This is a genomic window from Burkholderia sp. L-4 (assembly GCF_056856535.1).
Map to the genome: position 1 here is coordinate 1,556,846 of NZ_JBXEOX010000001.1, position 25,373 is coordinate 1,582,218.

Annotated in this window: 23 protein-coding genes; 16 read left to right on the forward strand and 7 right to left on the reverse strand. The window is 69.8% G+C overall.

Translation table 11 applies throughout. From position 1 onward, the window contains the following. Positions 1 to 16: 16 nt before the first annotated feature. Positions 17 to 931 (reverse strand): LysR family transcriptional regulator, encoded by a 915-nt coding sequence (locus AC1VVG_RS07285; RefSeq protein WP_482835438.1) that lies wholly within the window; start codon positions 929 to 931, stop codon positions 17 to 19. A gap of 123 nt (positions 932 to 1,054) precedes the next feature. Between AC1VVG_RS07285 and AC1VVG_RS07290 the strand changes: the two genes are divergently transcribed. The 8 genes from AC1VVG_RS07290 to AC1VVG_RS07325 all read left to right on the forward strand — a co-directional run bounded on the left by AC1VVG_RS07290 (position 1,055) and on the right by AC1VVG_RS07325 (position 8,045). Then, a complete protein-coding gene (locus tag AC1VVG_RS07290) occupies positions 1,055 to 2,311 on the forward strand; it encodes a YbfB/YjiJ family MFS transporter (protein ID WP_482835439.1) in 1,257 nt (418 codons plus the stop codon). Between the two features lie 121 nt (positions 2,312 to 2,432). Continuing rightward, complete coding sequence (locus AC1VVG_RS07295) at positions 2,433 to 2,969, forward strand: NUDIX domain-containing protein (RefSeq protein ID WP_034191194.1); 537 nt, start codon at positions 2,433 to 2,435, stop codon at positions 2,967 to 2,969. Positions 2,970 to 3,093: 124 nt separating this feature from the next. Next, positions 3,094 to 3,531 carry an acyl-CoA thioesterase gene (locus AC1VVG_RS07300; RefSeq protein ID WP_034191208.1) on the forward strand — a complete coding sequence of 146 codons (438 nt, stop codon included), beginning with the start codon at positions 3,094 to 3,096 and terminating at the stop codon, positions 3,529 to 3,531. Positions 3,532 to 3,540: 9 nt separating this feature from the next. Then, entirely contained in the window at positions 3,541 to 4,476 is a 936-nt protein-coding gene (locus AC1VVG_RS07305) for a branched-chain amino acid ABC transporter permease (protein WP_482835440.1), read from the forward strand. Continuing rightward, on the forward strand, positions 4,469 to 5,689 hold the full coding sequence (locus AC1VVG_RS07310; protein ID WP_034191192.1) for a branched-chain amino acid ABC transporter permease: 1,221 nt from the start codon (positions 4,469 to 4,471) through the stop codon (positions 5,687 to 5,689). The genes AC1VVG_RS07305 and AC1VVG_RS07310 overlap by 8 nt, the downstream gene beginning before the upstream one ends. After that, on the forward strand, positions 5,686 to 6,438 hold the full coding sequence (locus AC1VVG_RS07315) for an ABC transporter ATP-binding protein (protein ID WP_482835441.1): 753 nt from the start codon (positions 5,686 to 5,688) through the stop codon (positions 6,436 to 6,438). Before AC1VVG_RS07310 ends, AC1VVG_RS07315 begins: the two co-directional genes overlap by 4 nt. Continuing rightward, a complete protein-coding gene (locus AC1VVG_RS07320; RefSeq protein ID WP_059556993.1) occupies positions 6,435 to 7,139 on the forward strand; it encodes an ABC transporter ATP-binding protein in 705 nt (234 codons plus the stop codon). The genes AC1VVG_RS07315 and AC1VVG_RS07320 overlap by 4 nt, the downstream gene beginning before the upstream one ends. Before the next feature lie 159 nt (positions 7,140 to 7,298). After that, positions 7,299 to 8,045 (forward strand): SDR family NAD(P)-dependent oxidoreductase, encoded by a 747-nt coding sequence (locus AC1VVG_RS07325; protein WP_034191189.1) that lies wholly within the window; start codon positions 7,299 to 7,301, stop codon positions 8,043 to 8,045. A 43-nt stretch (positions 8,046 to 8,088) separates the two neighbouring features. On the opposite strand, the gene AC1VVG_RS07330 is transcribed toward AC1VVG_RS07325, so the two are convergent. The 5 genes from AC1VVG_RS07330 to AC1VVG_RS07350 all read right to left on the reverse strand — a co-directional run bounded on the left by AC1VVG_RS07330 (position 8,089) and on the right by AC1VVG_RS07350 (position 14,394). Then, positions 8,089 to 8,580: a heme-degrading domain-containing protein gene (locus AC1VVG_RS07330; RefSeq protein WP_482835442.1), complete on the reverse strand. Its 492-nt coding sequence runs from the start codon at positions 8,578 to 8,580 to the stop codon at positions 8,089 to 8,091. A gap of 79 nt (positions 8,581 to 8,659) precedes the next feature. Beyond that, on the reverse strand, positions 8,660 to 9,478 hold the full coding sequence (gene iolB / locus AC1VVG_RS07335) for a 5-deoxy-glucuronate isomerase (RefSeq protein WP_034191187.1): 819 nt from the start codon (positions 9,476 to 9,478) through the stop codon (positions 8,660 to 8,662). Between the two features lie 36 nt (positions 9,479 to 9,514). After that, the gene (iolE, locus tag AC1VVG_RS07340; protein ID WP_124669759.1) at positions 9,515 to 10,444 is read right to left on the reverse strand and encodes a myo-inosose-2 dehydratase; all 930 of its coding nucleotides are present in this window, start codon (positions 10,442 to 10,444) and stop codon (positions 9,515 to 9,517) included. Positions 10,445 to 10,505: 61 nt separating this feature from the next. Continuing rightward, positions 10,506 to 12,389, reverse strand: coding sequence for a 3D-(3,5/4)-trihydroxycyclohexane-1,2-dione acylhydrolase (decyclizing) (gene iolD / locus AC1VVG_RS07345; RefSeq protein WP_482835443.1), 1,884 nt, complete (start codon positions 12,387 to 12,389; stop codon positions 10,506 to 10,508). Positions 12,390 to 12,435: 46 nt separating this feature from the next. Then, a complete protein-coding gene (locus AC1VVG_RS07350; RefSeq protein WP_482835444.1) occupies positions 12,436 to 14,394 on the reverse strand; it encodes a bifunctional 5-dehydro-2-deoxygluconokinase/5-dehydro-2-deoxyphosphogluconate aldolase in 1,959 nt (652 codons plus the stop codon). A gap of 306 nt (positions 14,395 to 14,700) precedes the next feature. On the opposite strand from AC1VVG_RS07350, the gene AC1VVG_RS07355 reads away from it, so the two are divergent. The 8 genes from AC1VVG_RS07355 to AC1VVG_RS07390 all read left to right on the forward strand — a co-directional run bounded on the left by AC1VVG_RS07355 (position 14,701) and on the right by AC1VVG_RS07390 (position 23,687). Continuing rightward, a complete protein-coding gene (locus tag AC1VVG_RS07355) occupies positions 14,701 to 15,627 on the forward strand; it encodes a sugar ABC transporter substrate-binding protein (RefSeq protein WP_034191183.1) in 927 nt (308 codons plus the stop codon). Positions 15,628 to 15,695: 68 nt separating this feature from the next. Further along, a complete protein-coding gene (locus AC1VVG_RS07360; protein WP_482835445.1) occupies positions 15,696 to 17,273 on the forward strand; it encodes a sugar ABC transporter ATP-binding protein in 1,578 nt (525 codons plus the stop codon). Positions 17,274 to 17,300: 27 nt separating this feature from the next. Next, on the forward strand, positions 17,301 to 18,326 hold the full coding sequence (locus tag AC1VVG_RS07365; protein WP_034191181.1) for an ABC transporter permease: 1,026 nt from the start codon (positions 17,301 to 17,303) through the stop codon (positions 18,324 to 18,326). A 43-nt stretch (positions 18,327 to 18,369) separates the two neighbouring features. Continuing rightward, on the forward strand, positions 18,370 to 19,281 hold the full coding sequence (locus AC1VVG_RS07370; protein WP_175902283.1) for a sugar phosphate isomerase/epimerase family protein: 912 nt from the start codon (positions 18,370 to 18,372) through the stop codon (positions 19,279 to 19,281). A 59-nt stretch (positions 19,282 to 19,340) separates the two neighbouring features. Next, complete coding sequence (gene iolG / locus AC1VVG_RS07375) at positions 19,341 to 20,354, forward strand: bifunctional inositol 2-dehydrogenase/D-chiro-inositol 1-dehydrogenase (RefSeq protein ID WP_034191179.1); 1,014 nt, start codon at positions 19,341 to 19,343, stop codon at positions 20,352 to 20,354. 29 nt (positions 20,355 to 20,383) lie between these two features. Further along, positions 20,384 to 21,310, forward strand: coding sequence for a TIM barrel protein (locus AC1VVG_RS07380; RefSeq protein ID WP_175028004.1), 927 nt, complete (start codon positions 20,384 to 20,386; stop codon positions 21,308 to 21,310). 32 nt (positions 21,311 to 21,342) lie between these two features. Further along, the gene (locus AC1VVG_RS07385; protein ID WP_175028005.1) at positions 21,343 to 22,515 is read left to right on the forward strand and encodes a Gfo/Idh/MocA family protein; all 1,173 of its coding nucleotides are present in this window, start codon (positions 21,343 to 21,345) and stop codon (positions 22,513 to 22,515) included. A 287-nt stretch (positions 22,516 to 22,802) separates the two neighbouring features. Further along, positions 22,803 to 23,687 carry a MurR/RpiR family transcriptional regulator gene (locus AC1VVG_RS07390; protein WP_034191176.1) on the forward strand — a complete coding sequence of 295 codons (885 nt, stop codon included), beginning with the start codon at positions 22,803 to 22,805 and terminating at the stop codon, positions 23,685 to 23,687. Positions 23,688 to 23,744: 57 nt separating this feature from the next. Here AC1VVG_RS07390 and AC1VVG_RS07395 read toward each other — a convergent pair whose 3' ends face one another. Continuing rightward, complete coding sequence (locus tag AC1VVG_RS07395; RefSeq protein ID WP_034191175.1) at positions 23,745 to 25,265, reverse strand: CoA-acylating methylmalonate-semialdehyde dehydrogenase; 1,521 nt, start codon at positions 25,263 to 25,265, stop codon at positions 23,745 to 23,747. Between the last annotated feature and the right edge of the window lie 108 nt (positions 25,266 to 25,373).

The window sequence follows — 25,373 nt, forward strand, 5'->3', positions numbered from 1 at the left end:
GCGACGCGCGCACCGGTCAGGCCGTCACGATCGCCGGCGGCTTCGTCGCGTCGCCGGGCGGCCGCGCGGCCTCGGTGAGCGCATCGCGCAGCGCGGCGAGCGCCGCCGACGCATAACCCTGTCGCCACGCGAGCAGCGTGTCGATGCCTTCGAGTTCGGGAATCGTGTGCGCGGCGATGTTGCCGGTTTCCGGCTGCAGGTCGAGCACCGAACGCGGCGCGACCGCGACGCCGGCGCCGGCCGCGACGCACGCGACGATCGCATGGTACGAGCCGAGTTCGAGCACGCGCGCGGGCTTCATGCCGTGCGCCGCATACCATCGCTCGACGTACTTGCGGTACGTGCAGCCGCGCTCGAACGCGATCAGCGTCGGCAGGATCACGTCGCGCGGCGTGCGCACCGGCGGATGGCCGCGCGGCGTCAGCAGCACGAGATCCTCGCGGAAGACCGGCACCGTCTCGAACGTGTCGGGCAGCCCGCCCGGTTCGGGCGGGCGCGCGAACAGCGCGGCATCGATCTCGAAGTCGCGCACCCGGTCGATCAGCCAGCCCGTCGTGCCCGTCACCAGTTCGAGCGACACGTCGGGCCACGCGTGGTGATAGCGCGCGAGGAGAGCCGGCAGTCGGCTCGCGGCCGTGCTTTCCATCGTGCCGAGCCGCAGCCGGCCGCGTGGCGTGTCCTCGCGCACCGCGTCGCGCGCCTCGTCGGCGAGCGCGAGCAGGCGCTCCGCATACGGCAGCAGCGTCTGCCCGGCCGGCGTCAGCACGAGCCGGCGTCCGTCGCGCACGAACAGCGCGGCGCCGAGTTCTTCCTCGAGCTGCTTGATGCGCGTGGTGACGTTCGACTGCACGCGATTGAGCTTGGCCGCCGCGCGCGTCACGCCGTTCTCGCGCACGACCGCCCGGAAAATCGCCAGCGCGGCCAGGTCCATGATTCTCTCCGAGGGATGAGTCGATTCTTGATTATTCATTTTTCAAGAACGTTTGGTCAAGCTACGATGGCCGCATTCCGGTTTCCGATCCGGCCGGCGCGCTCAGTGCCGGCCGTTGCCGCCATGTCCCGCTTCGATGCCTCGACCGCCGCTGCCGGCGTCCTTTCGTCCGACCAGGCCGACCGCCTTGCCCGCGCGGCCGCGCTGGCGTGCATGGTCGGCCTCGCGGTCGTGCTCGGCGTCGGCCGTTTCGCGTTCACGCCGCTGTTGCCGCTGATGCTCGCGGACGGCTCGATCGGCCTGAAAGCCGGCAGCTGGCTCGCGTCGGCGAACTACGCGGGTTATTTCGTCGGCGCGGTCAGTTGCGCGGCGCTGCGCATCGCGCCCGCGCGGATGGTCCGCTTCGGGCTCGCGGCCACCGTGCTGCTGACCGCCGCGATGGGCGTCGGCCACCTGCTGCCCGTGTGGCTCGCGGTGCGCTTCGTCGCGGGCATCGTCAGCGCGTGGACGTTCGTGTTCGTGTCGCAGTGGGGATTGCGGCGCCTGGCCGAACTGCACGCACCCGAATGGAGCGGGGTGATCTACGCGGGGCCGGGCGTCGGCATCGTCGTGACGGGGCTGATCGGCAGCGCGCTGGCCGGCCAGCGCGCGGCGTCGGGCTGGCTGGGCTTCGCGGCGCTGTCGGCCGTGCTGTCGGTGGCGATCTGGCGCACGTTCGGCACGGTGCCGCCACCCGCGGCACCCTCGGCGGCTGCCGTGCCGCATGCGGCCGCGGGCGCGACGGCAGCCTCGACGGCGCCGGCCGCCGGCGTGCGAAGCCGGCGCCTCGATGCCGCGTGGCTCGTCGTGCTGTACGGCGCGCCGGGCTTCGGCTACATCATCACCGCGACGTTCCTGCCGGTGATCGCGCGCGCCGCGCTGCCGGCCGGCTCGCCGTGGCCGGACCTGTTCTGGCCGATGTTCGGCGCGGCGCTGATCGTCGGCGCGATCACGGCCGCGCGGCTGCCCGGCCACTGGGACAACCGGCTGCTGCTCGCGGCCGGCTGCGCGACGCAGGCGCTCGGCATCGTGGCCGGCATCGTGTGGCCGAACGCGGCCGGCTTCTCGGCGGGCAGCGCGTTGCTCGGCCTGCCGTTCACCGCGATCACGCTGTTCGCGATGCGCGAGGCGCGGCGGCTGCACGGCGAGCGCGCGGCCGGGCTGATGGGCTATGCGACCGCGTCGTACGGGATCGGGCAGATCCTCGGGCCGCTCGTCGCGGCGCCGCTGGCCGCGCGTTTCGGGTCGTTCACGCCGGCGTTGTGGGTCGCGGTCGCCGCGCTGCTCGCGGGCGCCGCCGGCTTCGCGGCGACCGCCGCGCGCGCGCGCCGGCAATCCTGACGCCGGCGGGGACGGATCGTCTGCGGCGCGGGCAAACTCGCTAGAATGAAGCCTTTCCCGCGCCGAGCGGGTGCGCGGGCAGCCGGGAGGCGGCCGTCCGGCGCTCGCCAGATCCTCACCGATGACCACCGCCGACTACCGCTTCTGCCCGCGCTGCGCGAGCCCGCTGACCGAGCGCGCCGATCCCGAACATGAAGGCGGCCGCATCCGCCAGGCGTGTCCCGACGACACTTGCGGCTATGTGCACTGGAACAACCCGCTGCCGGTCGTCGCCGCGATCGTCGAGCTCGACGGCCAGATCCTGCTCGCCCGCAACGCCGCGTGGCCCGAGGGGATGTTCGCGCTGATCACCGGTTTCCTCGAAAACGGCGAGACGCCCGAGGACGGCATCGCGCGCGAGGTGTTCGAGGAAACCGCGCTGAAGGCCGAGCACGTGTCGCTCGTCGGCGTGTACGAATTCATCCGCAAGAACGAGCTGATCATCGCGTACCACGTGCGGGCGTCGGGCACGGTGTCGCTGTCGCCGGAACTGCTCGAATACCGGCTCGTCGATCCGCCGCTGCTGCGTCCGTGGCGTGCCGGTACGGGCTTCGCGCTCGCCGACTGGATGCGTGCGCGCGGCCTCGATGTCGAGTTCGTCGACCGGCCGGGGCAGTGACGGGCCGGCCTGCCCGCAGGGTGTCATTCGCCGCGCCGCGGCGTGGCGCTTCATGCCGGCGTGCCGTGCCGCACGGCCGCCGCGCGTCGTCCTCACCGTTTCCATCGTCCTGACCGCCATCGCCATGTCCGACAAGCCGCAGCCGCGTCCGCGCGACGCCTATCGCCACTTCCTGCCGATCACGACCCGCTGGATGGACAACGACGTCTACGGGCACGTGAACAACGTCGTCTACTACAGCTACTTCGACACCGTCGTGAACGAGTACCTGATCCGCGCGGGCGTGCTCGACGTCGAGCACGGGCAGACGATCGGGCTGGTCGTCGAGACACAGTGCAACTACTTCGCGCCGCTCGTGTTTCCGCAGTCGGTCGACGCGGGGCTGCGCGTCGTGAAGCTCGGCACGTCGAGCGTGCGCTACGAGGTCGGGCTGTTCGCGCAAGGCGCTGCGTCGCCCGCCGCGCAGGGCCATTTCGTGCACGTGTACGTCGATCGCGAGACACGCCGCCCCGTGCCGCTGCCCGATGCGCTGCGCGCCGCGCTCGAGCCGCTCACGGCCTGACGGTTCGCGGTGCACGCGTTCGCGCTCCAGGCCTTCAACGGCCTCAGCTACGGCTTGCTGCTGTTCATGCTGTCGGCCGGCCTCACACTGATCTTCAGCGTGCAGGGCGTGCTGAACTTCGCGCATGCGAGCTTCTACATGCTCGGCGCGTATGTCGGCTACAGCATCGCGGCCCAGGCGGGCTTCTGGCCCGCGCTCGTGCTCGCGCCGCTCGCGGTCGGGCTGCTCGGCGCCGGCTGCGAACGCACGCTGCTGCGCCGCGTGCAGGCGCGCGGCCATACCAGTGAGCTGCTGCTGACCTTCGGTCTCGCGTACCTGATCGGCGAGGGCGCGAAACTCGCCTGGGGCCTCGCGCCGCTGCCGGCGCCGGTGCCGCGGCTGTTCGACGGCGCGCCGGTGAGCGTGTTCGGCCTCGCGTTGCCGCGCTACCGGCTGTTCATGATGGCGATGTCCGCGACGATGCTGGTCGCGCTCGGTGCGCTGCTGCGCGCATCGCGCCTCGGGCTCGTCGTGCGCGCGGCGCTCACGCATCGCGCGGCCGTCGAGGCGCTCGGCTACGACGTGCCGCGCGTGATGACGGGCCTGTTCGGCGCCGGCACCGCGCTCGCGGCGCTGGCCGGCGTGATCGGCGCGCCGCTCGCGGTGATCGAACCCGCGCTGGCCGAGACCGTCGGGTCGGTCGTCTTCGCGGTCGTCGTGATCGGCGGCCTCGGCTCGCTCGGCGGCGCATTCGTCGCGTCGCTCGCGGTCGGCTTCGCGCAGACTTTCGCGGCCGCGAGCGACACGTCGCTGCGCGACCTCGCACAATGGATCGGCATCGCGTTGCCCGACCGCGTGGCCGCGGTGTCGATCGCGCAACTCGCGCCGCTGGTGCCGTACCTGCTGCTCGTCGCGGTGCTGGTCGCACGGCCGAGCGGGCTGTTCGGCGAGCGCGCCGATGCGTAGCCGCGCGTTCGCCGGATTCGCGCGCTGGGCGCTGTTCGCCGCGTGCTTCGTGCTGCCCGCGTGGCTGTGGCCGCATGGCGCGGTGCTCGGCTATCTCGCGCAGACGGCCGCGCTCGTCGTGCTCGCGCTGTCGTACAACCTGCAGCTCGGCACGACCGGGCTGCTGTCGTTCGGGCACGCGGCGTTCGCGGGCCTCGGTGCGTTCGCCGCCGCGCACTGGTTCAACCATCTCGGCGGCCCGCTGCCGCTGCTGCCGCTCGTCGGCGGCGCGGCCGGCGCGGGTTTCGGCTGTGTCGCCGGGCTGCTCGCGACGCGTCGCTCCGGCACAGCGTTCGCGATGATCACGCTCGGGCTCGGCGAATGCGTCGCGGCGGCGGCGTGGAGCGTGCCCGCGTGGTTCGGCGGTCTCGGCGGCGTGCCGATCGATCGCGCGAGCGGCGCGCCGTGGGGCAACGGGCAATTCGGCGCACCGGCGCACGCGTATGCGGTGATCGCCGCATGGTGCATCGTCTCGGCGTGGGCCATGCACGCGCTGACGCGCACGCCGCTCGCGCGGCTCGCGAACGCGGTGCGCGACAACCCGGCGCGCGTCGCCGCGCTCGGTACCGATCCGCGCCGCGTGCGGCTCGCCATGGTCACCTGCGCGTCGTTCTTCGCGGGCATCGCGGGCACGTTGACGCTGATCGACATCGAGATCGCGACGCCCGACAGCGTGTCGATGGCGCGCTCGGCGACCGTGCTGATCGCCGCGGTGATCGGCGGTACCGGCGCGTTCTTCGGGCCCGCGGCCGGCGCCGCGGTGCTGACCGCGCTGAGCATCGGTGTCGCGGGCGTGTCGCGCGCGTGGGCGCTGTATCTCGGCGTGCTGTTCGTCGCGATCGTCGTGGCCGCGCCGCGCGGGCTCGCGGGCATCGCGCAGGCGCTCGTGCATGCGATGCGGCGCGATGCGCCGGCGCCCGAGCGGTGGCGCATGCTGTGCGCGCTCGGCGCGTGCGTGTTCTGGGGCGTCGCGATCGTCTGCGCGGGCGAGCTCGGTTATGCGTGGCGCTTCGCGCAGGACGACGGCACGGGCCTCGCGTTCGGCGCATGGGGCATCGACGCCGATACGCCGGCCGGCTGGGCCGTCGCGTGCTCGGCAGCCGGCATCGGCACGCTGCTGTGGGGCTGGCGCGCGCGGTTCGCGCGGGCCGGCAAGCGGGAGGACGTGCGATGAACGGCAATGCGATCGCGCTGCAGGGCGTCGTGCAGCGCTTCGGCGCGCAGACCGTGCTCGACGGCGTCGAACTGAGCATCGCGGCCGGCGAGCGCCATGCGCTGATCGGGCCGAACGGCGCGGGCAAGTCGACGCTGTTCGGCGTGATTGCCGGTGCGGTACGGCCGACGCGCGGGCGTGTCGTGCTGCACGGCGTCGACCTGCGCGGGCGCGGGCCCGTCGTCGCGAGCCGCCTCGGCGTCGGCCGCAGTTTCCAGCAAACGAGCGCGTTCGCGCGGCTGACCGTGTTCGACAACCTGCGTTGCGCGGCGCTGCATGCGCCGGCCGAACGGCGGCGCTGGTGGAACCGGCTGCGCGAATCGGCGTCGATCGATCTCGCGGCCGCGCGCGTGCTGTACGACATCGGCCTCGAGGCGCGGCGCGACACGCTGGCCGCCGAACTGAGCTACGCGGAACAGCGCGCGCTCGATCTCGGAATCGCGCTCGCGAGCGGCGCCCGCACGCTGCTGCTCGACGAGCCGACGGCCGGCATGAGCCGCGCGCAGGCGGCGCGGATGATCGCGCTGATCCGCGCGACGACGCAGGGCCGCACGGTGCTGATGATCGAGCACGACATGGATGCGGTGTTCGGTTTCGCCGAACGCATCACGGTGCTCGTCCGCGGCGCGGTCGTCGCGACCGGTGCGCCCGATACGATCCGCGCCGATCCGCGCGTGCGTGCCGCGTACCTGGGCGAAGGCCGCGCATGAACGCACTGCTCGACATTCGCGGCCTGCGCGCGTGGTACGGATTGCAGCCCGTGCTCGACGGCGTCGATCTCGCGCTCGCGCCGGGCGAGACGCTCGCGCTGCTCGGCCGCAACGGCTCGGGCCGCTCGACACTCGCGAAGGCCGTGATGGGGCTCGTGCGCACGGCCGGGTCGGTGCGCATCGCGGGCGCCGAATGCGCGGGCGCGCGTACGTTCGAGATCGCACGGCGCGGCGTGGCTTACGTGGCCGAAAGCCGTGACGTGTTCCCGCTGCTGACGGTACGCGACAACCTGCGGCTCGGATTGCGCGGCGCACGCGGCCCGGCCGAACGCGCGGCGCTCGACCGCCTGTTCGACCGCTTTCCGCTGCTGGCCGCACGCGCGGACGTGAAAGCGGGGCGGCTGTCGGGCGGCGAGCAGCAGGTGCTCGCGTTGGTGCGGGCACTGGCCGGCCGCCCGCGGGTGCTGATCGTCGACGAGCCGGCCGAGGGGCTCGCGCCGCTCGCGGTCGACGAGGTCGGTGCCTGCCTCGCCGCGCTGCAGGCCGACGGCGTCGCGATCGTGCTGATCGAGCAGCGCCTGCAGTTCGCGCCGCGGCTCGCGCGGCGGGTCGCGGTGATGGGGCGGGGACAGATCGTCTACGACGGCGCGCTCGACGGTCTGGGCGGCGAGGTCGCCGACGCATGGCTGAGTGCCGGCTGACCGCGCGCGATCGATTGTTCGGCAAACGCCGCCAGTCAATTCGTGTCGGGCCGCTTTATCACTGCCGCGACGCGCCGTACATTGCCAGTCATGCCGGTCGCCGCGGCAACGCGGCATCGGCGCCCACCATCGAATGTCTTCTGACCGAGGAATGAAATCATGAGCAAGCTGGCAAACAAGGTAGCGATCGTCACGGGCGCATCGAAGGGCATCGGCGCGGCCATCGCGAAGGCACTGGCCGCGGAAGGCGCATCGGTCGTCGTCAATTACGCGAGCAGCAAGGCCGGCGCCGACGCGGTCGTGAGCGCGATCGTCGAAGCGGGCGGCCGCGCGGTCGCGGTCGGCGGCGACGTGGCGAAGGCCGCCGACGCGCAGCGCATCGTCGATACGGCGATCGACACGTACGGCCGTCTCGACGTGCTCGTCAACAATTCCGGCGTGTACGAATTCGCGCCGATCGAGGCGATTACCGAGGAACACTACCGCCGGCAGTTCGACACGAACGTGTTCGGTGTGCTGCTGACGACGCAGGCGGCCGTCAAGCATCTCGGCGAAGGCGCGAGCATCATCAACATCAGCTCGGTGGTGACCAGCATCACGCCGCCGGCGAGCGCCGTGTACAGCGGCACGAAGGGTGCGGTCGACGCGATCACCGGCGTGCTCGCGCTCGAACTCGGCCCGCGCAAGATCCGTGTGAACGCGATCAACCCGGGCATGATCGTGACCGAAGGCACGCACAGCGCGGGTATCATCGGCTCCGATCTCGAAAAGCAGGTGCTCGGCGAGACGCCGCTCGGCCGTCTCGGCGAGCCGAACGACATCGCGTCGGTCGCCGTGTTCCTCGCCTCGGACGATGCACGCTGGATGACCGGCGAGCACCTCGTCGTGAGCGGTGGGTTGAACTGATCGCGCCACGCGCGGCATCGGCCCGCACGGGCCGGCCGCGCGGTTACGCGATCAAAGCCAGCGCGTTCGCGCCGACGTGCCAGCGCAGGCTCTCGACGACGAGCGCGTGGTTGCGTTCGGACTCGAGTCCGGCGATCGTCATCGCACCGACGATGCCGGCGCCGGCGACGCGTAACGGTACGCCGCCGCCGTCGAGCGCATAGTCGTCGTCCGACAGCCCCTGCGACTGCAGCGACCAGCCGGCGTGCCGGAAGCGCGCGCCGACTTCGAGCGAGCTCAGGCCGAAGCGCAGCACCGTGTTCTGCCGGCGGCGGATCGCGTCGTTGTCGCGCGCGCCGCTGCCGTCGAGCGCGCAGTAGAACAGCGGCGCCTTGCCGACGATGCCGACCGCGATCGGCAGCCCGCGGCGCGACGCGATGTTGACCGCGATTTCCCCGAGCCGGCGCGCGACGTCGGCATTGAAGCGCGGCAGCGCCGTTTCGCGCGCGCCTTCGTCGAAGGGCGCGTGATCGAGGCGCGGAAAGATCGTCACCATGGCGGCTCCGTGTCGTCGCAAATGCGGATTGCGCGCGGGTATCGCACCGCGACGGGCCGCGCGCTCGCCCGTCTTGCGCTCAGCGCTTCGGCGCCGCGTCGATCATCCATTCGTGCGCCGGATCGTTCTTGAACGCCCATGCGCGGCTCGGCCCGGCCATCACGTTCAGGTAGTACAGGTTGTAGCCGTGCGGCGCGACGACCGGGTGGTAACCGCGCGGCACCATCACGACGTCGTGGTTCTCGACCGCGCACGCTTCGTCGAGGCTGCGGTCGTCCGTGTACACGCGCTGGAACGCGAAACCCTGCGGCGGATCGATCCGGTGATAGTAGGTTTCCTCGAGCGACGTCTCGTCGGGCGCCGCGTCGCGATCGTGCTTGTGCGGCGGATAGCTGCTCGAATGGCTGGCCGGCGTGACGACTTCGACCACGAGCAGCCGGTCGGCCGCCGGGTTGTCGCCCATCAGGATGTCGCACACGTAGCGCGTGTTGGTGCCTTGCCCGCGCACCGAGCGGCGCATCCGTTCGCCGTCGAGGCGTTGCACGGGCTTGTCGCCGCTCGCGTAGGGCGCGGTGCACAACGCGATTTCCGCGTCGCGCGTCGCGACCAGCGTGACGGTCTTGCCGCCCGGCACGTACAGCGCGTCCGGCGACACCTCTTCGAAGACGCTGTCGCGCTTGCCGAGCGCGTCGTGGGTTGCGCCGTCGACTTCGGCGCGCACCGTGCCCGTCAGCACGACGACGCACAGCTCGCGCGTGCCGGTGTCGAGCGTTTCGGTGTCGCCGGCCTTCAGGCGCAGCGCGCGAAAGCCGACATGCTTCCAGCCGGCCGACTCGGGCGTGACGTTGCAGATTTCGCGGTCGGCGGATGCCTTGACCAGCAGGGGAGAAATCGTCATGGGGTGGGGCTCCGCAATGGAAGGGGGCTCAAGTGCTCACGCACTCAACCGGTCGACGATCGCGCGCAGCGACGTGTAGCCCTTTTTCGCATACGCATAGCTCGGCGCGACGGCCGGATCCTGCTCGGCCTCGACGACGAGCCAGCCTTCGTAGCCGGCGTCCTTCAGCGTGCGCAGCGTCGCGTCGTAATCGAGCGCGCCGTCGCCCGGCACCGTGAACGTGCCGTTGATCACGCCGTTCAGGAAGCTCCAGCCGTCGTTGCGCGCCTGCGTGACGACCTGCGGCCGCACGTCCTTGCAATGCACGTGCGCGACGCGCGACACGTGCTTCTTCAGCAGCGCGACGGGGTCGGCCGCGCCGCCGAAATACGCGTGGCCGGTATCGAACAGCAGGAACACCTTCGTCGGGTCGGTCAGCGCCATCAGCCGGTCGACGTCGTCGGGCGACTCGACGTACGCGCCCATGTGGTGATGGTAGGCGAGCTTGATCCCGTACGTGTCGAGCAGGTGCGCGCCGAACGCGTCGAGGCGCGCCGCGTAGCGCCGCCAGGCGTCGTCGTCGACGAAACGCGGCCGTTTCGCGACCGGCGTGTCGATGCTGCCCTGGATCGTGCCCGCGCATTCGCCGTAGACCACGACCTTCACGTCGTTGAACTGCAGCTTCGTCAGGTGCGCGCGGCAGCGCTCGATTTCGGCCGCGACCGCCTCGGCGTCGCTCATGCCCGGTTCGACTTCCGCGAGGAAGCCCGAATACCAGCCGGACACGCACACGAGGCCGAATTCGGCGAGCTTCGCCTTCAGTGCGGGGCCCGTCTTCGGAAACTTGTTGCCGAGCTCGAAGCCCGCATAGCCGATTTCGGCGCCTTCCTTCAGCGCCGTTTCGAGCGGCGTCTCGCCGCCGAGCGACGGCAGGTCGTCGTTCATCCACGACAGGGGATTGATGCCGATGCGGACGTTCCAGCTCATGACTTGCTTCCTTGGTTCGGAGGGTGTTCTTGTCGGGTGCTTTAGCGGGCGGCGGGCGCGGTCAGCGCCGCTGCCGGGTTTTCGCGTCGAGATACGCGCGGTGCGCCGCGTCGACGCCGGCGCGTGCGGATACCTGCGGCACCGCGACTTCCCACCACGCGCCGCCGTCGTCGGTCGTGCGCCGGTGGGTGGTGTCGATCACGAGCACCTGGCTCTTCCTCGCCGCGCGGGCGCGCTTCATCTCGTGGCGCAATTCGACGATGTCGCGCACGTGCACGGCTTCGGCGCCCATCGCGCGCGCATGCATCGCGAAGTCGATCGTCGAGCGTTCGCCGCCTTCGGGCACGCAATCGTCGAGCATGTTGTTGAAGCTCGCGCCGCCGCAGTTCAGCTGCAGCCGCTCGATGCAGCCGTAGCCGCGGTTGTCGAGGATCACGACGATCAGCTTGCGGCCGAGCATCACGGACGTCGCGAGCTCCGCGTTGAGCATCATGTACGAGCCGTCGCCGACGATCACGATCACCTCGCGCTCGGGCCGGGCGAGCTTCGCGCCGAGGCCGCCCGCCACTTCGTAGCCCATGCACGAGTACGCATAGTCCATGTGATAGTTGCCCGGCACGCCGCTGCGCCACAGCTTGTGCAACTCGGCCGGCAGCGTGCCGGCCGCGCAGACGACGAGGTCGTCGCGTGCGCTGTCGCGTCCCGCGTCGGCCGCGGAGTCGCGCACCGCGCCGATCACTTCCGCGTCGTACGGCAGCGTGTCCTTCGGGATGCGCGTCGTCAGCTCGGTCACGCGCGCGTTCCACGCGGCGGCCTGGTCGCGGTTCGCGGCCGTCCACGCGGGATCGGCGTGCCAGCCGGCCAGCGCGCCCGACAGCTGGCCGAGGCCCGTGCGTGCGTCGGCGATCAGTTGCCGGCCGCGTTTCTTGCCCGCGTCGAACGGCTGCACGTTCAGGCTCAGCAGCGTCGCGTCGCCGTACAGCGCATGCGAGCCGGTCGTGAAATCCTGCAGCCGCGTGCCGACCGCGAACACGACGTCGGCCTGCGCGGCCGCGCGGTTCGCGGCGGGCGAGCCCGTCACGCCGATCGATCCGAGGTTCAGCGGGTGATCCCACGCGAGGCTGCCCTTGCCGGCCTGCGATTCGGCGACCGGCACGCCGTGCGTGTCGGCGAACGCGCGCAGCGCGTCCCACGCCTGGCTGTACAGCACGCCGCCGCCGGCCACGATCAGCGGTTTCTTCGCGGCCTTCAGCACGGCGAGGGCGTCGGCGAGTTCGAGCGCGTCGGCCGGCGGCCGGCGCATCCGGATCACCGGCGGCGCGAAGAAATCCTCGGGCCAGTCGTACGCGAAGGTCTGCACGTCTTGCGGCAGCGCGAGACAGACGGGGCCGCACTGCGCGGGATCGGTCATCACCTGGATCGCACGCGGCAGCGCGACGAGCAGTTGCTCGGGCGACGTGATGCGGTCGAAGTAGCGCGTCACGGGCCGGAAGCAGTCGTTCGCGCTGACGTCGCCCTGTTCGAAATCCTCGACCTGCTGCAGCACGGGGTCGGGCAGCCGCGACACGAACACGTCGCCGGGCAGCAGCAACAGCGGCAGCCGGCCGACGTGCGCGAGCGCGGCGGAGGTCAGCATGTTGGTCGCGCCGGGGCCGATGCTCGACGTCGCGGCCATCATCCGCTGGCGGAAATGCGCTTTCGCGAACGCGACGGCCGCGTTGGCCATCCCCTGTTCGTTGTGCGCGCGGAACGTCGGCAGCCGGTCCCGCTCGGCATGCAGCGCTTCGCCGAGCCCGGCCACGTTGCCGTGGCCGAAGATCGCGAATACGCCGCCGCAGTACGGCAGGATGTCGGTGCGGCCGTCGGGCTGGACGACTTCGGCGCGCAGGGCGGCCAGGTAGCGCACGAGCGCCTGGCTGACGGTCAGTCTCACGGTGTGGGTCATCGTCGGTCGATAGAGAGGAGTCGGGTGGTCGTCACGGGCACGGGCATCAGGCCGCGGCGGCGGTGCGCGCGGCCGCACGGCGGCCCAGCCATGCGTCGACCAGTTGCGTGAAGTTGCCGGCGACTTCGTCGATCAGCGCCTGGTCGTCGATGCGGCCCGCGAACCAGTTCAGCGACGCGTCGGCCCACAGCGTGCGCCCGACCATGAAGCCCTTGACGATCGGGTTGGTCGCCGCGCGGAAGCTGTCGACGAGGTATTGCAGCGGCTGGTTCAGCCCGAGGATCACCGCGCCGCGGCAATGCGGGTCGCGCTCGGCGATCAGCGCGGCGAGCCGCGTCCAGCCGTCCGCGCTCAGCGGCGTGAGCTTCCACCATTCGGGCTTCACGCCGAGGTTGTAGAAGCGCGCGATCGTGCGCAGCACCGCGTCGTCCTCGGTGCCGGCCGGCGTGACCGCGCGCGGCGGAATCATCTCGAGCAGCAGCTCGTTGCCGCTGGCGCGGGTGGCTTCCCACAGTTCCAGCACGCGCTGCTCCTGCTCGACGCGCAGGTCGACGTCGTCGTCGGGGTGGTAGTGGACGAGGCATTTCACGACCTGTTCGGTCGGCCAGTGCGTGAGCGACGAGCCGACCGAGCGTGTCTCGTCGAACCGCAGCGGCCGCGAGCCCGGCAGCTCGACCGGGCGGCCGACCCACCAGCCGCGCCCGGTGGCCGACGCGAGCGCGTCGCTGCCGTAGGCGCCGCCGTCGATCAGCACGCCGACGTGGCCTTCGATCCGGCGCTCGCGCTCGACCTGCTCGACCGCGCGCACGAGCAGGCGCTTCAACGTCCTGATGCGCGCTTCGTCCGCGCCGGCCTGCACCGCGAGTTCGTAGAACTGGCTGCGGTGGTCGAACGCCATCACGCACAGGTCGTCCCATTCGCGGCGCGGCACCGTCACGCGATGCAGGTGCGTGAGCGTGCGGTCGGCATCGACCGCCGGATTGCGGCTGCCGTCGAACCAGTGCGCGAGTTCGGCCGGCGTCGGCATCGCGGCCGAGCATGCGTGGCGCGACACGACGATCGCGCCGCACGCATTCGCGATGCGCGTCGATTCGGCCCAGTCGCGGCCGCGCAGCAGCCCCGACAGCAGGCCCGACAGGAACGCGTCGCCCGCGCCGAGCACGTTGAGCACCTCGACGCGTTCGCCGACGAACGTCGGCGCGGCGTCGATGCCGGCCGGAATGTCGCCTTCGATCACGCAGCAGCCGAGTGCGCCGCGCTTGACGACCAGCGTCGCGTTCGTGATCGCGCGCACGGCCCGCAGCGACCCGATCAGGTCGTGCGGCACGCCGCCCGCGATCAGGAATTCCTCCTCGGTGCCGACCAGCAGGTCGAATTCGCCGAGCACCTGCTGCAGCTGCCGCGTGACCTGCGCGTCCGGCACGTAACGGTTCTCGCCCGCGCCGCGAGCGGTCAGCCCCCACAGCACGGGCCGGTAGTCGATGTCGAGGATCCGCACGACGCCGTGGCGGCGCGCGTAGCCGAGCGCGGTCAGCGACGCCTCGCGCGTGCCCGGCGTCGACAGGTGCGTGCCGGTGATCGCCAGCGCCCGGCAGCCGGCGATGAAGTCCTCGCGGATCTCGTCGGCGCGCACGGCCATGTCCGCGCAGTTCTCGCGCACGAACAGCAGCGGGAACGTGTCGCGATCCTTCAGCCCGAGCAGCACCAGCGCGGTGAGGCGCTCGCGGTCGGTCTGCAGCTGGCTCGTGTCGCAGCCTTCGCGCTCGAGCGTCTCGCGCAGAAAGCGGCCCATCTGTTCGTCGCCGACGCGCGAAATCATCGCGGTCTTCAGCCCGAGCCGCGCGACGCCGAACGCGACGTTGCCCGACGAGCCGCCGAGATACATCTGGAAGCTGCGGGCATCTTCGAGGCGGCTGCCGTACTGCTGCGCATAGAGATCCACGGCCACGCGGCCGAGGCAGGCGAGATCGATGGGGCGGTCACTCGGAAAGTTCAGCTGGCTCATATCACGTGTCACGCTCGCGGCCGGCGGTCGACGTTGCCGGCGGATTGGGGGACCGATCCTCTGGCCGCACGCCGTGACGTGCGCTGCACGACGCGGGACTGCCTGCCGCGGGGAATCGGGCTACGGACGCAGTCTAGACTTTTTGGAAATCCAGTTCCCTAGGTGAAATCACGTAGAAATAAATTTCCAAATGTTCGAGGAAGTGATCTACAGTTCCATCCGGATGCTTCAGTCCGTATCGGACTCGGCCCGGCGGCGCGCAACGCGCCGTCTTCCGCCCCCCGGAGATGAGGAGACAGATTGATCATGAAGACCAAGCTGATGGCCGTCGCGGCCGCCGCGATCCTGGCTGCGCCGCTCGCGCATGCCGAGAAGATCGGCGTGACGATGGCGTCGTTCGACGACACGTTCCTGACCATCCTGCGCAACAGCATCGCCGATTCGGCGAAGAAGGACGGCGTGACCGTGCAGATCGAGGACGGCGGCAACGACGTCGGCAAGCAGTTGAGCCAGGTCCAGAACATGATCGCGCAGAAGGTCGACGCGATCATCGTGAACCCGGTCGATACCGACGCGACGCCGAAGATCACGAAGATGGTGACGGCCGCGAAGATCCCGCTGGTCTACGTCAACCGCAAGCCGGTCGATTTCGACAAGCTGCCGGCCGGCGTCGCGGTCGTCGCGTCCGACGAAAAGCAGTCGGGCACGCTGCAGGCGCGCCAGGTGTGCAAGCTGCTCGGCGGCAAGGGCGACATTCTCGTGCTGATGGGCGAGCTGTCCAACGAATCGGCGCGTGCCCGCACCAAGGACATCGAGGACGTGATCGCGACCAAGGACTGCGCGGGCATGAAGATCGTCGACAAGCGCGAAGGCAAGTGGAGCCGCACGCAGGGCCAGGACATCACGATGAACTGGCTGAGCTCCGGGACCAAGTTCGACGCGATCGTGTCGAACAACGACGAGATGGCGATCGGTGCGATCAACGCGCTGAAGGCCGCGCGCAAGCTGACGCCGAAGACGGTCGTCGCCGGCATCGACGCGACGCCGGACGGGCTCGCGGCGATGAAGGCCGGCGAGCTGAAGGTGTCGGTGTACCAGAACGCGATCGGGCAGGGCGCGCAGTCGGTGGCCGCCGCGCTGAAGCTCGCGAAGAAGCAGCCGGTCGACCGCTACGTGAACGTGCCGTTCGAGCTCGTGACGCCCGAGAACATGAACCAGTACGCCAAGCACTGACCGGCGGTCCGTTGAACTGCGCGGGCCCGGCATTGCCGGGTTCGCGCGCGCTTTGTCGAGGAACGTCCATGTTTACAGCCAGGGTCGCGCGCCCGATGGCCGGCGGCGATGCACCGGCCGCCTCGTCCGGCGGGTCGTCCGCCGCGCCGGCTTCTTTCTCGGCCGACTGCGTGCTCGAGGTACGCGGCGTCGGCAAGTCCTTTCCCGGCGTCGTCGCGCTCGACGGCGTGCAGTTCCGCGTGCGCCGCGGCACCGTCCACGCGCTGATGGGCGAGAACGGCGCGGGCAAGTCCACGCTGATGAAGATCATCGCGGGCGTCTACACGCCCGACCAGGGCGAAATCCTGATCAACGGCGAACCGGTCGTGCTGAACGGCCCGCTCGATGCGCTCGAGCGCGGGATCGCGATGATCCACCAGGAACTCAACCTGATGCCGTACATGACGGTCGCGGAGAACATCTGGATCCGCCGCGAACCGAAGAACCGCTTCGGCCTGATCGATCACGCCGAGCTGCGCCGCCGCACGGCCGCGCTGTTCGAACGGCTGTCGATCGACATCGATCCGGAAACCGACGTGCGCACGCTGACCGTCGCGAGCCGCCAGATGGTCGAGATCGCGAAGGCCGTGTCGTTCGACTCCGACGTGCTGATCATGGACGAGCCGACTTCCGCGCTGACCGACAAGGAAGTCACGCACCTGTTCCGGATCATTCGCCAGCTGCGCGAGCAGGGCAAGGGCATCGTCTACATCACGCACAAGATGAACGAGCTGTTCGAGATCGCCGACGAGTTCTCGGTGTTCCGCGACGGCAAGTACATCGGTACGCATGCATCGAGCGACGTCACGCGCGACGACATCATCCGCATGATGGTCGGGCGCGAGATCACGCAGATGTTCCCGAAGGAAGACGTGCCGATCGGCGACGTCGTGCTGTCGGTGAAGGATCTCTGCGTCGACGGCGTGTTCCGCGACGTGAGCTTCGAGCTGCGCGCGGGGGAAATCCTCGGCGTCGCGGGCCTCGTCGGCTCGGGGCGCTCGAACGTCGCGGAGGCGCTGTTCGGCGTCGTGCCGGCCACGTCGGGCGAGATCCGGATCGACGGCAAGCCGGTGCGGATCGCGACGCCCGCGCAGGCGATGAAGCACGGGATGGCGTTCCTCACCGAGGACCGCAAGGACAGCGGCTGCTTCCTGAATCTCGACCTGCTCGCGAACATGGAAGCGGCCGTGCTCAGCCACCGCTACGTGAAGTTCAATTTCGTGCAGCAGGCGCAACTGAAGCGCGATTGCGAGGAAATGAGCCGGATGCTGCGCGTGAAGTCGCCGGGGCTGCACGAGGCAATCCAGAACCTGTCGGGCGGCAACCAGCAGAAGGTGCTGATCGGCCGCTGGCTGCTCACGCAGCCGCGCATCCTGATCCTCGACGAACCGACGCGCGGCATCGACGTCGGCGCGAAGGCCGAGATTCACCGGCTCGTCAGCGCGCTCGCCGGCAAGGGCGTCGCGGTGCTGATGATTTCGTCGGAAATGCCGGAAGTGCTGGGGATGAGCGATCGCGTGATGGTGATGCACGAAGGGCGCATGACCGGCATCGTCGATCGCAAGGACGCCGACCAGGTCCGCATCATGGATCTCGCGTCGCGCTGAGCCGAAACAAGATTGGAGACAACTGAAATGGGCAACCTGAACCCGGTCGCGGATGCGCAGACCATCACACTCAAGTCGCGGCACACGAAGTGGCCGCCCGAGCTGAGCATCTTCCTCGTGCTGGTCGGCATCAGCCTGTTCTTCGAGATCGTCGGCTGGATCGTCGTCGGCCAGAGCTTCCTGTTCAACGCCGAGCGGCTCGAGATCATCGTGCTGCAGATGGCCGTGATCGGCATCATCGCGGTCGGCGTGAACCTCGTGATCATCACCAGCGGGATCGACCTGTCGTCGGGGTCGGTCGTCGCGGCCGCCGCCGTCGTGTCGGCGAGCCTCGCGCAGGTGTCCGACTTCCCGCGTGCGGTGTTCCCGCACCTCACCGACCTGCCGATCATCTGGCCGGTGCTGGCCGGCGTGTGCGTCGGGCTGCTGGTCGGCCTGCTGAACGGCACGCTGATCGCGATGACGGGCATCCCGCCGTTCATCGCGACGCTCGGCACGATGGTTGCCGCGCGCGGCTTCGCGAAGTGGTTCACCAACGGGATGCCGGTGTCGATGCTGACCGATCAGTTCGCGGCGATCGGCGCGGGTGCCAATCCGGTGATCATCTTTCTCGTGATCGCGGCGATCTTCCACGTCGTGCTGCGCTACACGCGCTTCGGCAAGTACACCTACGCGATCGGCGCGAACCGTCACGCGGCCGTCGTGTCGGGCATCAACGTCACGCGCCACCTGGTGTTCGTCTATGCGATCGCGGGCCTCTTGAGCGGGATCGCCGGCACCGTGACGGCCGCGCGCGCGATCTCGGGCCAGTCGGGCATGGGCGTGATGTACGAGCTCGATGCGATCGCGGCCGTCGTGATCGGCGGCACGTCGCTGTCGGGCGGCCTCGGCCGCGTGACGGGCACCGTGATCGGCGTGCTGATCCTCGGCGTGATGACGTCGGGTTTCACGTTCATCCGCATCGACGCGTATTACCAGGAGATGGTGAAGGGCGCGATCATCGTCGCGGCCGTGATCGCCGACCAGTACCGCAACAAGAAGAAGCGCCGCTGAGCGCGCGCGTGAGCCCGACATCCGCATTCACGAAGGAAACCCGATGAAGATCGCACTCGACCCGTACATGATTCGCCACCTGCCGCTCGACCGGCTGCCGCATGCGGTCGCCGAGCTGGGTTACGACCAGATCGAGCTGTCGCCGCGCAGCGACTTTCTAGACTGGTGGGTGATGCCGCGCGCGACGCGGGCGCGCATGGCCGGGTTCCGCCAGGCGCTGCGCGCGAGCGGCGTCGGTCTCGCGTCGCTGCAGCCGATGTACCGCTGGGCAAGCCCGTTCGAGGACGAGCGGCAATGGGCCGTGCGCTGCTGGCGCAAGGCGATCGAGGTGGCGCTCGAGATGGAATGCCCGCTGATGGTGTCGGAATTCGGGCGCGGCGCGTCGCCCGAGCGTTCGGTCGGCGAGCGGCCGGGCGCGAACCCGAAGGAGCTGTGCGAAGCCGCGTGGTTCCGGTCGATGGACGAGCTGCTGCCGATCCTCGAGCGCGAACGCATCGTGCTGTCGGTCGAGCCGCATCCCGAGGACTGGATCGAACAGCTGCAACCGGCGATCGACATCGTCACGAACCTCGGTTCGCCGTCGCTGAAGCTGTCGTATATCGCGCCGCACACGTTCTACTACGGCGACGACATGGCCGCGATGATCGCGCAGGCCGCGCCGATCCTCGCGCACGTGCGCGTGGCCGACACGTTCGACCACCGCAAGAGCAGCCAATTGCGCTACATCGTGAACCCGCCCGGCTCGAACCAGATCCGCGTGCACCAGCATCTCGACATCGGGCAGGGCGAGATCGACTGGGACGTGTTCTTCGGCGCGCTCGGCGCCGCCGGCTTCGACGGCGTGATGTCGTCGTGCGTGTTCGCGTGGGAAGACCGCGCGGAAGCCTCGTCGCGCTACATGCGCGACACGATCCAGCGCTACGTCGATCGCCATTTCGATCGCCGCGCGCGCTGACCGATTCCCGACCGGCGCGGCGGGGGCCGCGCCGCTGATGAACGACTGGAGACTTGTAGATGAGCTTGCAAATCGGCGTGATCGGCTGCGGCGCGATCGGCCAGGACCACATCCGCAGACTGACCCGCACGCTGTCCGGCGCGCGCGTCGTGGCCGTCAACGACATCGACCCGCAGCAGGCGCGCGACGCGGTGACGAAGTACGGGCTCGACGCCGAGATCTACGGCGACGGCCACGAAGTGGTCGCGGCCGCCGACGTGCAGGCCGTGCTCGTCACGTCGTGGGGGCCGACGCACGAAGCGTTCGTGCTCGACGCGATCGCGCACGGCAAGCCGGTGTTCTGCGAGAAGCCGCTGGCCGTCACGGCCGACGGTTGCATGCGGATCGTCGAAGCCGAGGTCGCGCACGGCAAGCGGCTCGTGCAGGTCGGCTTCATGCGGCCGTATGACGAAGGCTATCGCGCGCTCAAGCGCGTGATCGACAGCGGCGAGATCGGCGCACCGCTGATGCTGCATTGCGCGCATCGCAACCAGTCGGTCGGTGAGCGCTACACGACCGACATGGCGATCACCGACACGCTGATCCACGAACTCGACGTGCTGCGCTGGCTGCTGGGCGAGGACTACACGAGCGCGCAGGTCGTCTATCCGAAGAAGACGCGGCACGCGTCCGCGCATCTCGCCGATCCGCAGATCGTGCTGCTCGAAACCGCGAGCGGCGTGCGCATCGACGTCGAGATCTTCGTGAACTGCCAGTACGGCTACGACATCCAGTGCGAAGTGGTCGGCGAGCAGGGCATCGCGAAGCTGCCCGATCCGCCGGCCGTCGGGCTCAAGCACGCGGCGCGGCGGTCGGTCGAGATCATGACCGACTGGAAGGAGCGCTTCATCGCGTCGTACGACGTCGAGCTGCAGGCGTTCATCGACGGCGTGCGGCAGGGCGCGCTGACCGGGCCGTCCGCATGGGACGGCTACGCGGCGGCGGTCGCGGCCGATGCGTGCGTGCGGGCGCAGAAGAGCGGCGCGGTCGAACCGATCGCGATGGCCGGCCGTCCCGCGTTCTATCGCGGCTGACCCGCGGCTGACCTGACGGAGCGATCGACATGACGATGAAGATTGGCTGCGCGCCCTGCTGCTGGGGCGTCGACGACGTGAAGAACCCGCATCTGCCGCCGTGGCGGCACGTGCTCGCCGAAGCCGCGCAGGCCGGTTACTCGGGCATCGAGCTTGGGCCGTACGGCTACATCCCGCTCGAACTCGACGTGGTCAGCGCCGAACTCGAGCGGCAACGCCTGAGCATCACCGCCGGCACGATCTTCGACGATCTCGTGTCGCCGGAGAACCTGCCGAACCTGCTGCGCCAGACGCGCGACATCTGCGCGCTGATCACGCGGCTGCCCAGGCTGCCGACGCAGGACGGCCAGCGCTACGCGGCGCCGTACCTGGTCGTGATCGACTGGGGCCACGAAGTGCGCGACTACGCGGCCGGCCACGGCGATCGCGCGCCGCGGCTGTCCGCCGAGCACTGGGCGCGGATGGTCGACCATATCCGGCAGATCGCGACGATCGCGCGCGACGAGTTCGGCGTGCGCGCGGTGATCCATCCGCATGCGGGCGGCTACATCGAGTTCGCGGACGAGATCGACCGGATCGTCGCCGACATTCCGGCCGAGACGGCCGGCCTGTGTCTCGACACCGGCCACCTGCGTTACTCGGGCATGGACCCGGAAACCTGGCTGCGCCGCCATGCGGCGCGCCTCGACTACGTGCATTTCAAGGATATCGACGCGGCCGTGTACGACGCGGTGATGGGCGAGCACATCGCATTCTTCGCCGCCTGCGCACGCGGCGTGATGTGCCCGATCGGCACCGGCGTGCTCGATTACCGCGCGATCCGCCAGGCGCTCGACGAGATCGGCTACGCGGGTTACATCACGATCGAGCAGGAGCGCGACCCGCGCAACGCCGCCACGAGCCTGCGCGACGTCGCCGCGAGCCGCGCGTTTCTCGCGTCGGCCGGCTTTGCCTGACCCACTGAACCCGCACCAGGAACACCACCATCATGATTGACGGACAGATTCTGCTTGGACATTCGATTCACTGGGGCATGGTCGGCGGCGGGCTCGGCAGCCAGATCGGCTACAGCCACCGCTCGGCCGCGCTGCGTGACGGCAGCTTCCAGCTGGTTGCCGGCGCATTCGACCTCGATCCCGAACGCGGCCGCCAGTTCGGCGTGAAGCTCGGCGTCGCGGCCGAGCGCTGCTATCCCGACTACGCGACGATGTTCGACGCCGAGGCGCGGCGCCCGGACGGCATCCGCGCGGTGTCGATCGCGACGCCGAACAACACGCACTTCGCGATCTGCCGCGCCGCGCTGAACGCGGGGCTGCACGTGGTCTGCGAGAAGCCGCTGTGCTTCACGACCGAGGAGGCCGAGGCGCTGCAGCGGCTGTCGGTCGAGAAGAACCGGATCGTCGGCGTCGCGTACGGCTACTCGGGACACCAGATGATCGAGCAGGCGCGCGAGATGATCGCGCGCGGCGAGCTCGGCGAGATCCGCATCGTGCAGATGCAGTTCGCGCACGGCTTCCACAGCGAAGGCGTCGAGGCCGCGAGCGCGGCCGCGCGCTGGCGCGTCGACCCGAAGTTCGCGGGCCCGAGCTACGTGCTCGGCGACATCGGTACGCATCCGCTGTACATCTCCGAGGTGATGGCGCCGGAACTGAAGATCCGGCGGCTGATGTGTTCGCGGCAGAGCTTCGTGAAGAGCCGCGCGCCGCTCGAGGACAACGCGTTCACGATCATGGAGTACGACACCGGCGCGGTCGGCTACGTGTGGTCGAGCGCGGTGAACGCCGGCTCGATGCACGGCCAGAAGGTGCGCGTGATCGGCTCGAAGGCGAGCATCGAGTGGTGGGACGAGCATCCGAACCAGTTGCGCTACGAAGTGCAGGGCCAGCCCGCGCAGGTGCTCGATCGCGGGATGGGCTACCTGCATCCGCAGGCGCTGCACGAGGACCGCATCGGCGCCGGGCATCCGGAAGGGCTGTTCGAGGCATGGTCGAATCTCTACGCGCGGTTCGCGCGTGCGATGGATGCGGCCGATCGCGGCGACGCCGACGCGTTGAAGCAGATCCGTTATCCGGACGTTCACGCCGGCGTCGAGGGCGTACGCTGGGTCGAGCACTGCGTGCGCTCCGCCGACGCGGGCGGCGTGTGGGTCGACTATCGGTGAGCGGGGCGGGCCGGCCGCGCGGGCTGCGTCACATGCGCACCGGCGGCCGGCCCCGGTACTCGGTACACGCCCTAATCTTTACGACGCCGCGAGCGCGTTGGACAATCGCTTCCAGCCTTGCCGTGGAGCGTGTGCAAGTGATGATCGAGCGCGTGGGAGCGAGCGTGCGGCGCGGGCCGTGCCGCAAACGTGATTAAATTCGCCCTTCATGCATGTATCCAGGTGAGTTCCGGGCCGCGTCCGCCAGCATCGCGCGCGCATCGGGGCCGTCAACTTCGCGCTATCCGATGAGTTCATCCGAGAAACCTCCCGCCACCGTCGAGCAGTTCCTGCAGCATCTGACGCAGGAGTACGACGGCCTCAGCAATCGCCTGAAGGTGATCGCGCGCCACGTGGAAACGCACCGGGACCAGCTGGGCCTGGAAGGCATCCAGTCGCTCGCGGAGGCGTGCGGCGTCCAGCCGTCGGCCGTCGTCCGCTTTGCGAAGCACTTCGGCTTCTCCGGCTTCTCCGAGATGCAGCGGCTGTTCCGCGAAGGGCTTGCGCAGCAGATCGCGCCCGGGCGTGCGTACAACCTGCGGCTGCGCGACGTGATCGAAGCGGGCTCGTCGAGCCTGCAGCCCGAACAGATCGCCGACGAATTCATCAAGGGCAGCATCGCGGGCATGCAGCAATTGCGGCAGACGCTCGATTCTCGGGCGCTCGCGCAGGCCGTCGACCTGCTCGCCGATACGCAGGCGATCTGGATTGCCGGCTCGCGGCGCGCGTTTCCGATCGCCGTGTATCTCGACTACGCGCTGCAGCACACCGACAAGCGCATCGGCCTCTTCAGCGCGCTCGGCAGCATGCATCTCGGGCAGATCCGCTCGGTGCGCGCGGGCGACGTGATGATCGTGATCTCGTTCATGCCGTATGCGGAGGAAACCGTCCAGGTCGCGCAGCAGGCCGTGCAGCGCGGCGCGCGCGTGATCGCGATCACCGACAGCCGGATGAGCCCGCTTGCGCGGGAGGCCGAGGTGACGCTGATGGTGCAGGACAGCGAGACGTTCGGTTTTCGTGCGCTGACGGCCACGATGGGTCTCGCGCAGAGCCTGTTCGTCGCGCTCGCGTACCGGCTCGAGCTGTCGTACCGGCCGACCGCCGACGGCGCGCACGGCACCAAGGCCGGCTGACGTGTTGCGGCGGCGCACCGCCCGCGATCTCGATCGGCGGGCGGCGCGCCGGCCGGCTTACTTCGCGGTCGGCATCGCGAATTCGGCGCCCTTGCCGATGCTCGACGACCAGCGCTGCATCACCGATTTCTGGCGCGTGTAGAAGCGCACGCCTTCCTCGCCGTACGCGTGCATGTCGCCGAACAGGCTCTTTTTCCAGCCGCCGAAGCCGTGCCACGCCATCGGTACCGGGATCGGCACGTTGATGCCGACCATGCCGACCTGGATGCGCTGCGCGAATTCGCGCGCGATGCCGCCGTCGCTCGTGAAGCACGACACGCCGTTGCCGAACTCGTGCGCATTGATCAGGTCGACCGCTTCGCCGAAATCCTTCACGCGCACGCAGCCGAGCACGGGCCCGAAGATTTCTTCCTTGTAGATCCGCATGCCGGGCGTTACGTGATCGAACAGCGTGCCGCCGGTGAAGAAGCCTGACTCGCGGCCCGGCACGCGCAGCCCGCGGCCGTCGACCACCAGTTGCGCGCCTTCGTTCACGCCTTGCTCGATATAACCCTCGATGCGCTTCAGCGCCTCGCCGGTGACGATCGGCCCCATCTCGACTTCCGGCGACATGCCGTCGCCGATCACCAGCTTGCGGGCGCGCTCGGCGATGGCCGGCACGATCCGGTCGGCCACGTCGCCGACCAGCACCGCGATGCTGATCGCCATGCAACGCTCGCCGGCCGAGCCGTACGCGGCGCCGATCAGCGCGTCGACGGCCTGCTCGAGGTTCGCATCGGGCATCACGACCAGATGGTTCTTCGCGCCGCCGAGCGCCTGCACACGTTTGCCGGACTGCACCGCGCGCTGCTGGACGTAGGCCGCGATCGGCGTCGAGCCGACGAAGCTGACGGCCTGCACGTCGGGGTGGTCGAGCAGCGCGTCGACCGCGCCCTTGTCGCCCTGCACGACGTTGAATACGCCGGCCGGCAGCCCGGCCTGCGTGAGCAGGTCGGCGATGAACAGCGCGGCCGACGGGTCGCGCTCGCTCGGCTTCAGCACGAACGTGTTGCCCGTCGCGATCGCGACCGGGAACATCCAGCACGGCACCATGCACGGGAAGTTGAACGGCGTGATGCCCGCGACGACGCCGAGCGGCTGGCGCATCGTCCAGTTGTCGATGCCGGTGCTGACCTGGTCGGTGAAGTCGCCCTTCAGCAGTTGCGGCACGCCGCACGCGAATTCGATGATGTCGATGCCGCGCGCGACTTCGCCCTGCGCGTCGGAGAACACCTTGCCGTGCTCGGCCGTGATGATCGCCGCGAGCGTGTCGCGGTGTTCGTTCATCAGCTGCAGGAAGCGGTGCAGCACGCGTGCGCGGCGGATCGGCGGCGTCGCGGCCCAGGCCGGGAACGCGGCATGGGCCGACGCGACGGCCCGCTGCACTTCGCTGGCGTCGGCGAGCGCGACGCGGCGCACCGCGCGGCCGAGCGACGGATTGAGGACGTCCTGGAAGCGGCCGCTGCGGCCGGCCGCGGGCGCGCCGTCGACATAGTGGCCGACGTCGGCGTCGGACGTGTAGGCGGGAACCGGATTCATCGTGTCTCCTGGGGATGAGGGGGGGAACAGGGCCCAGTCTAGGGAAACCGGCAGGGCGGGAGAAGGCCGCGAAACTTGATTCACTGTTCAGAATTCTGAATAATCGGC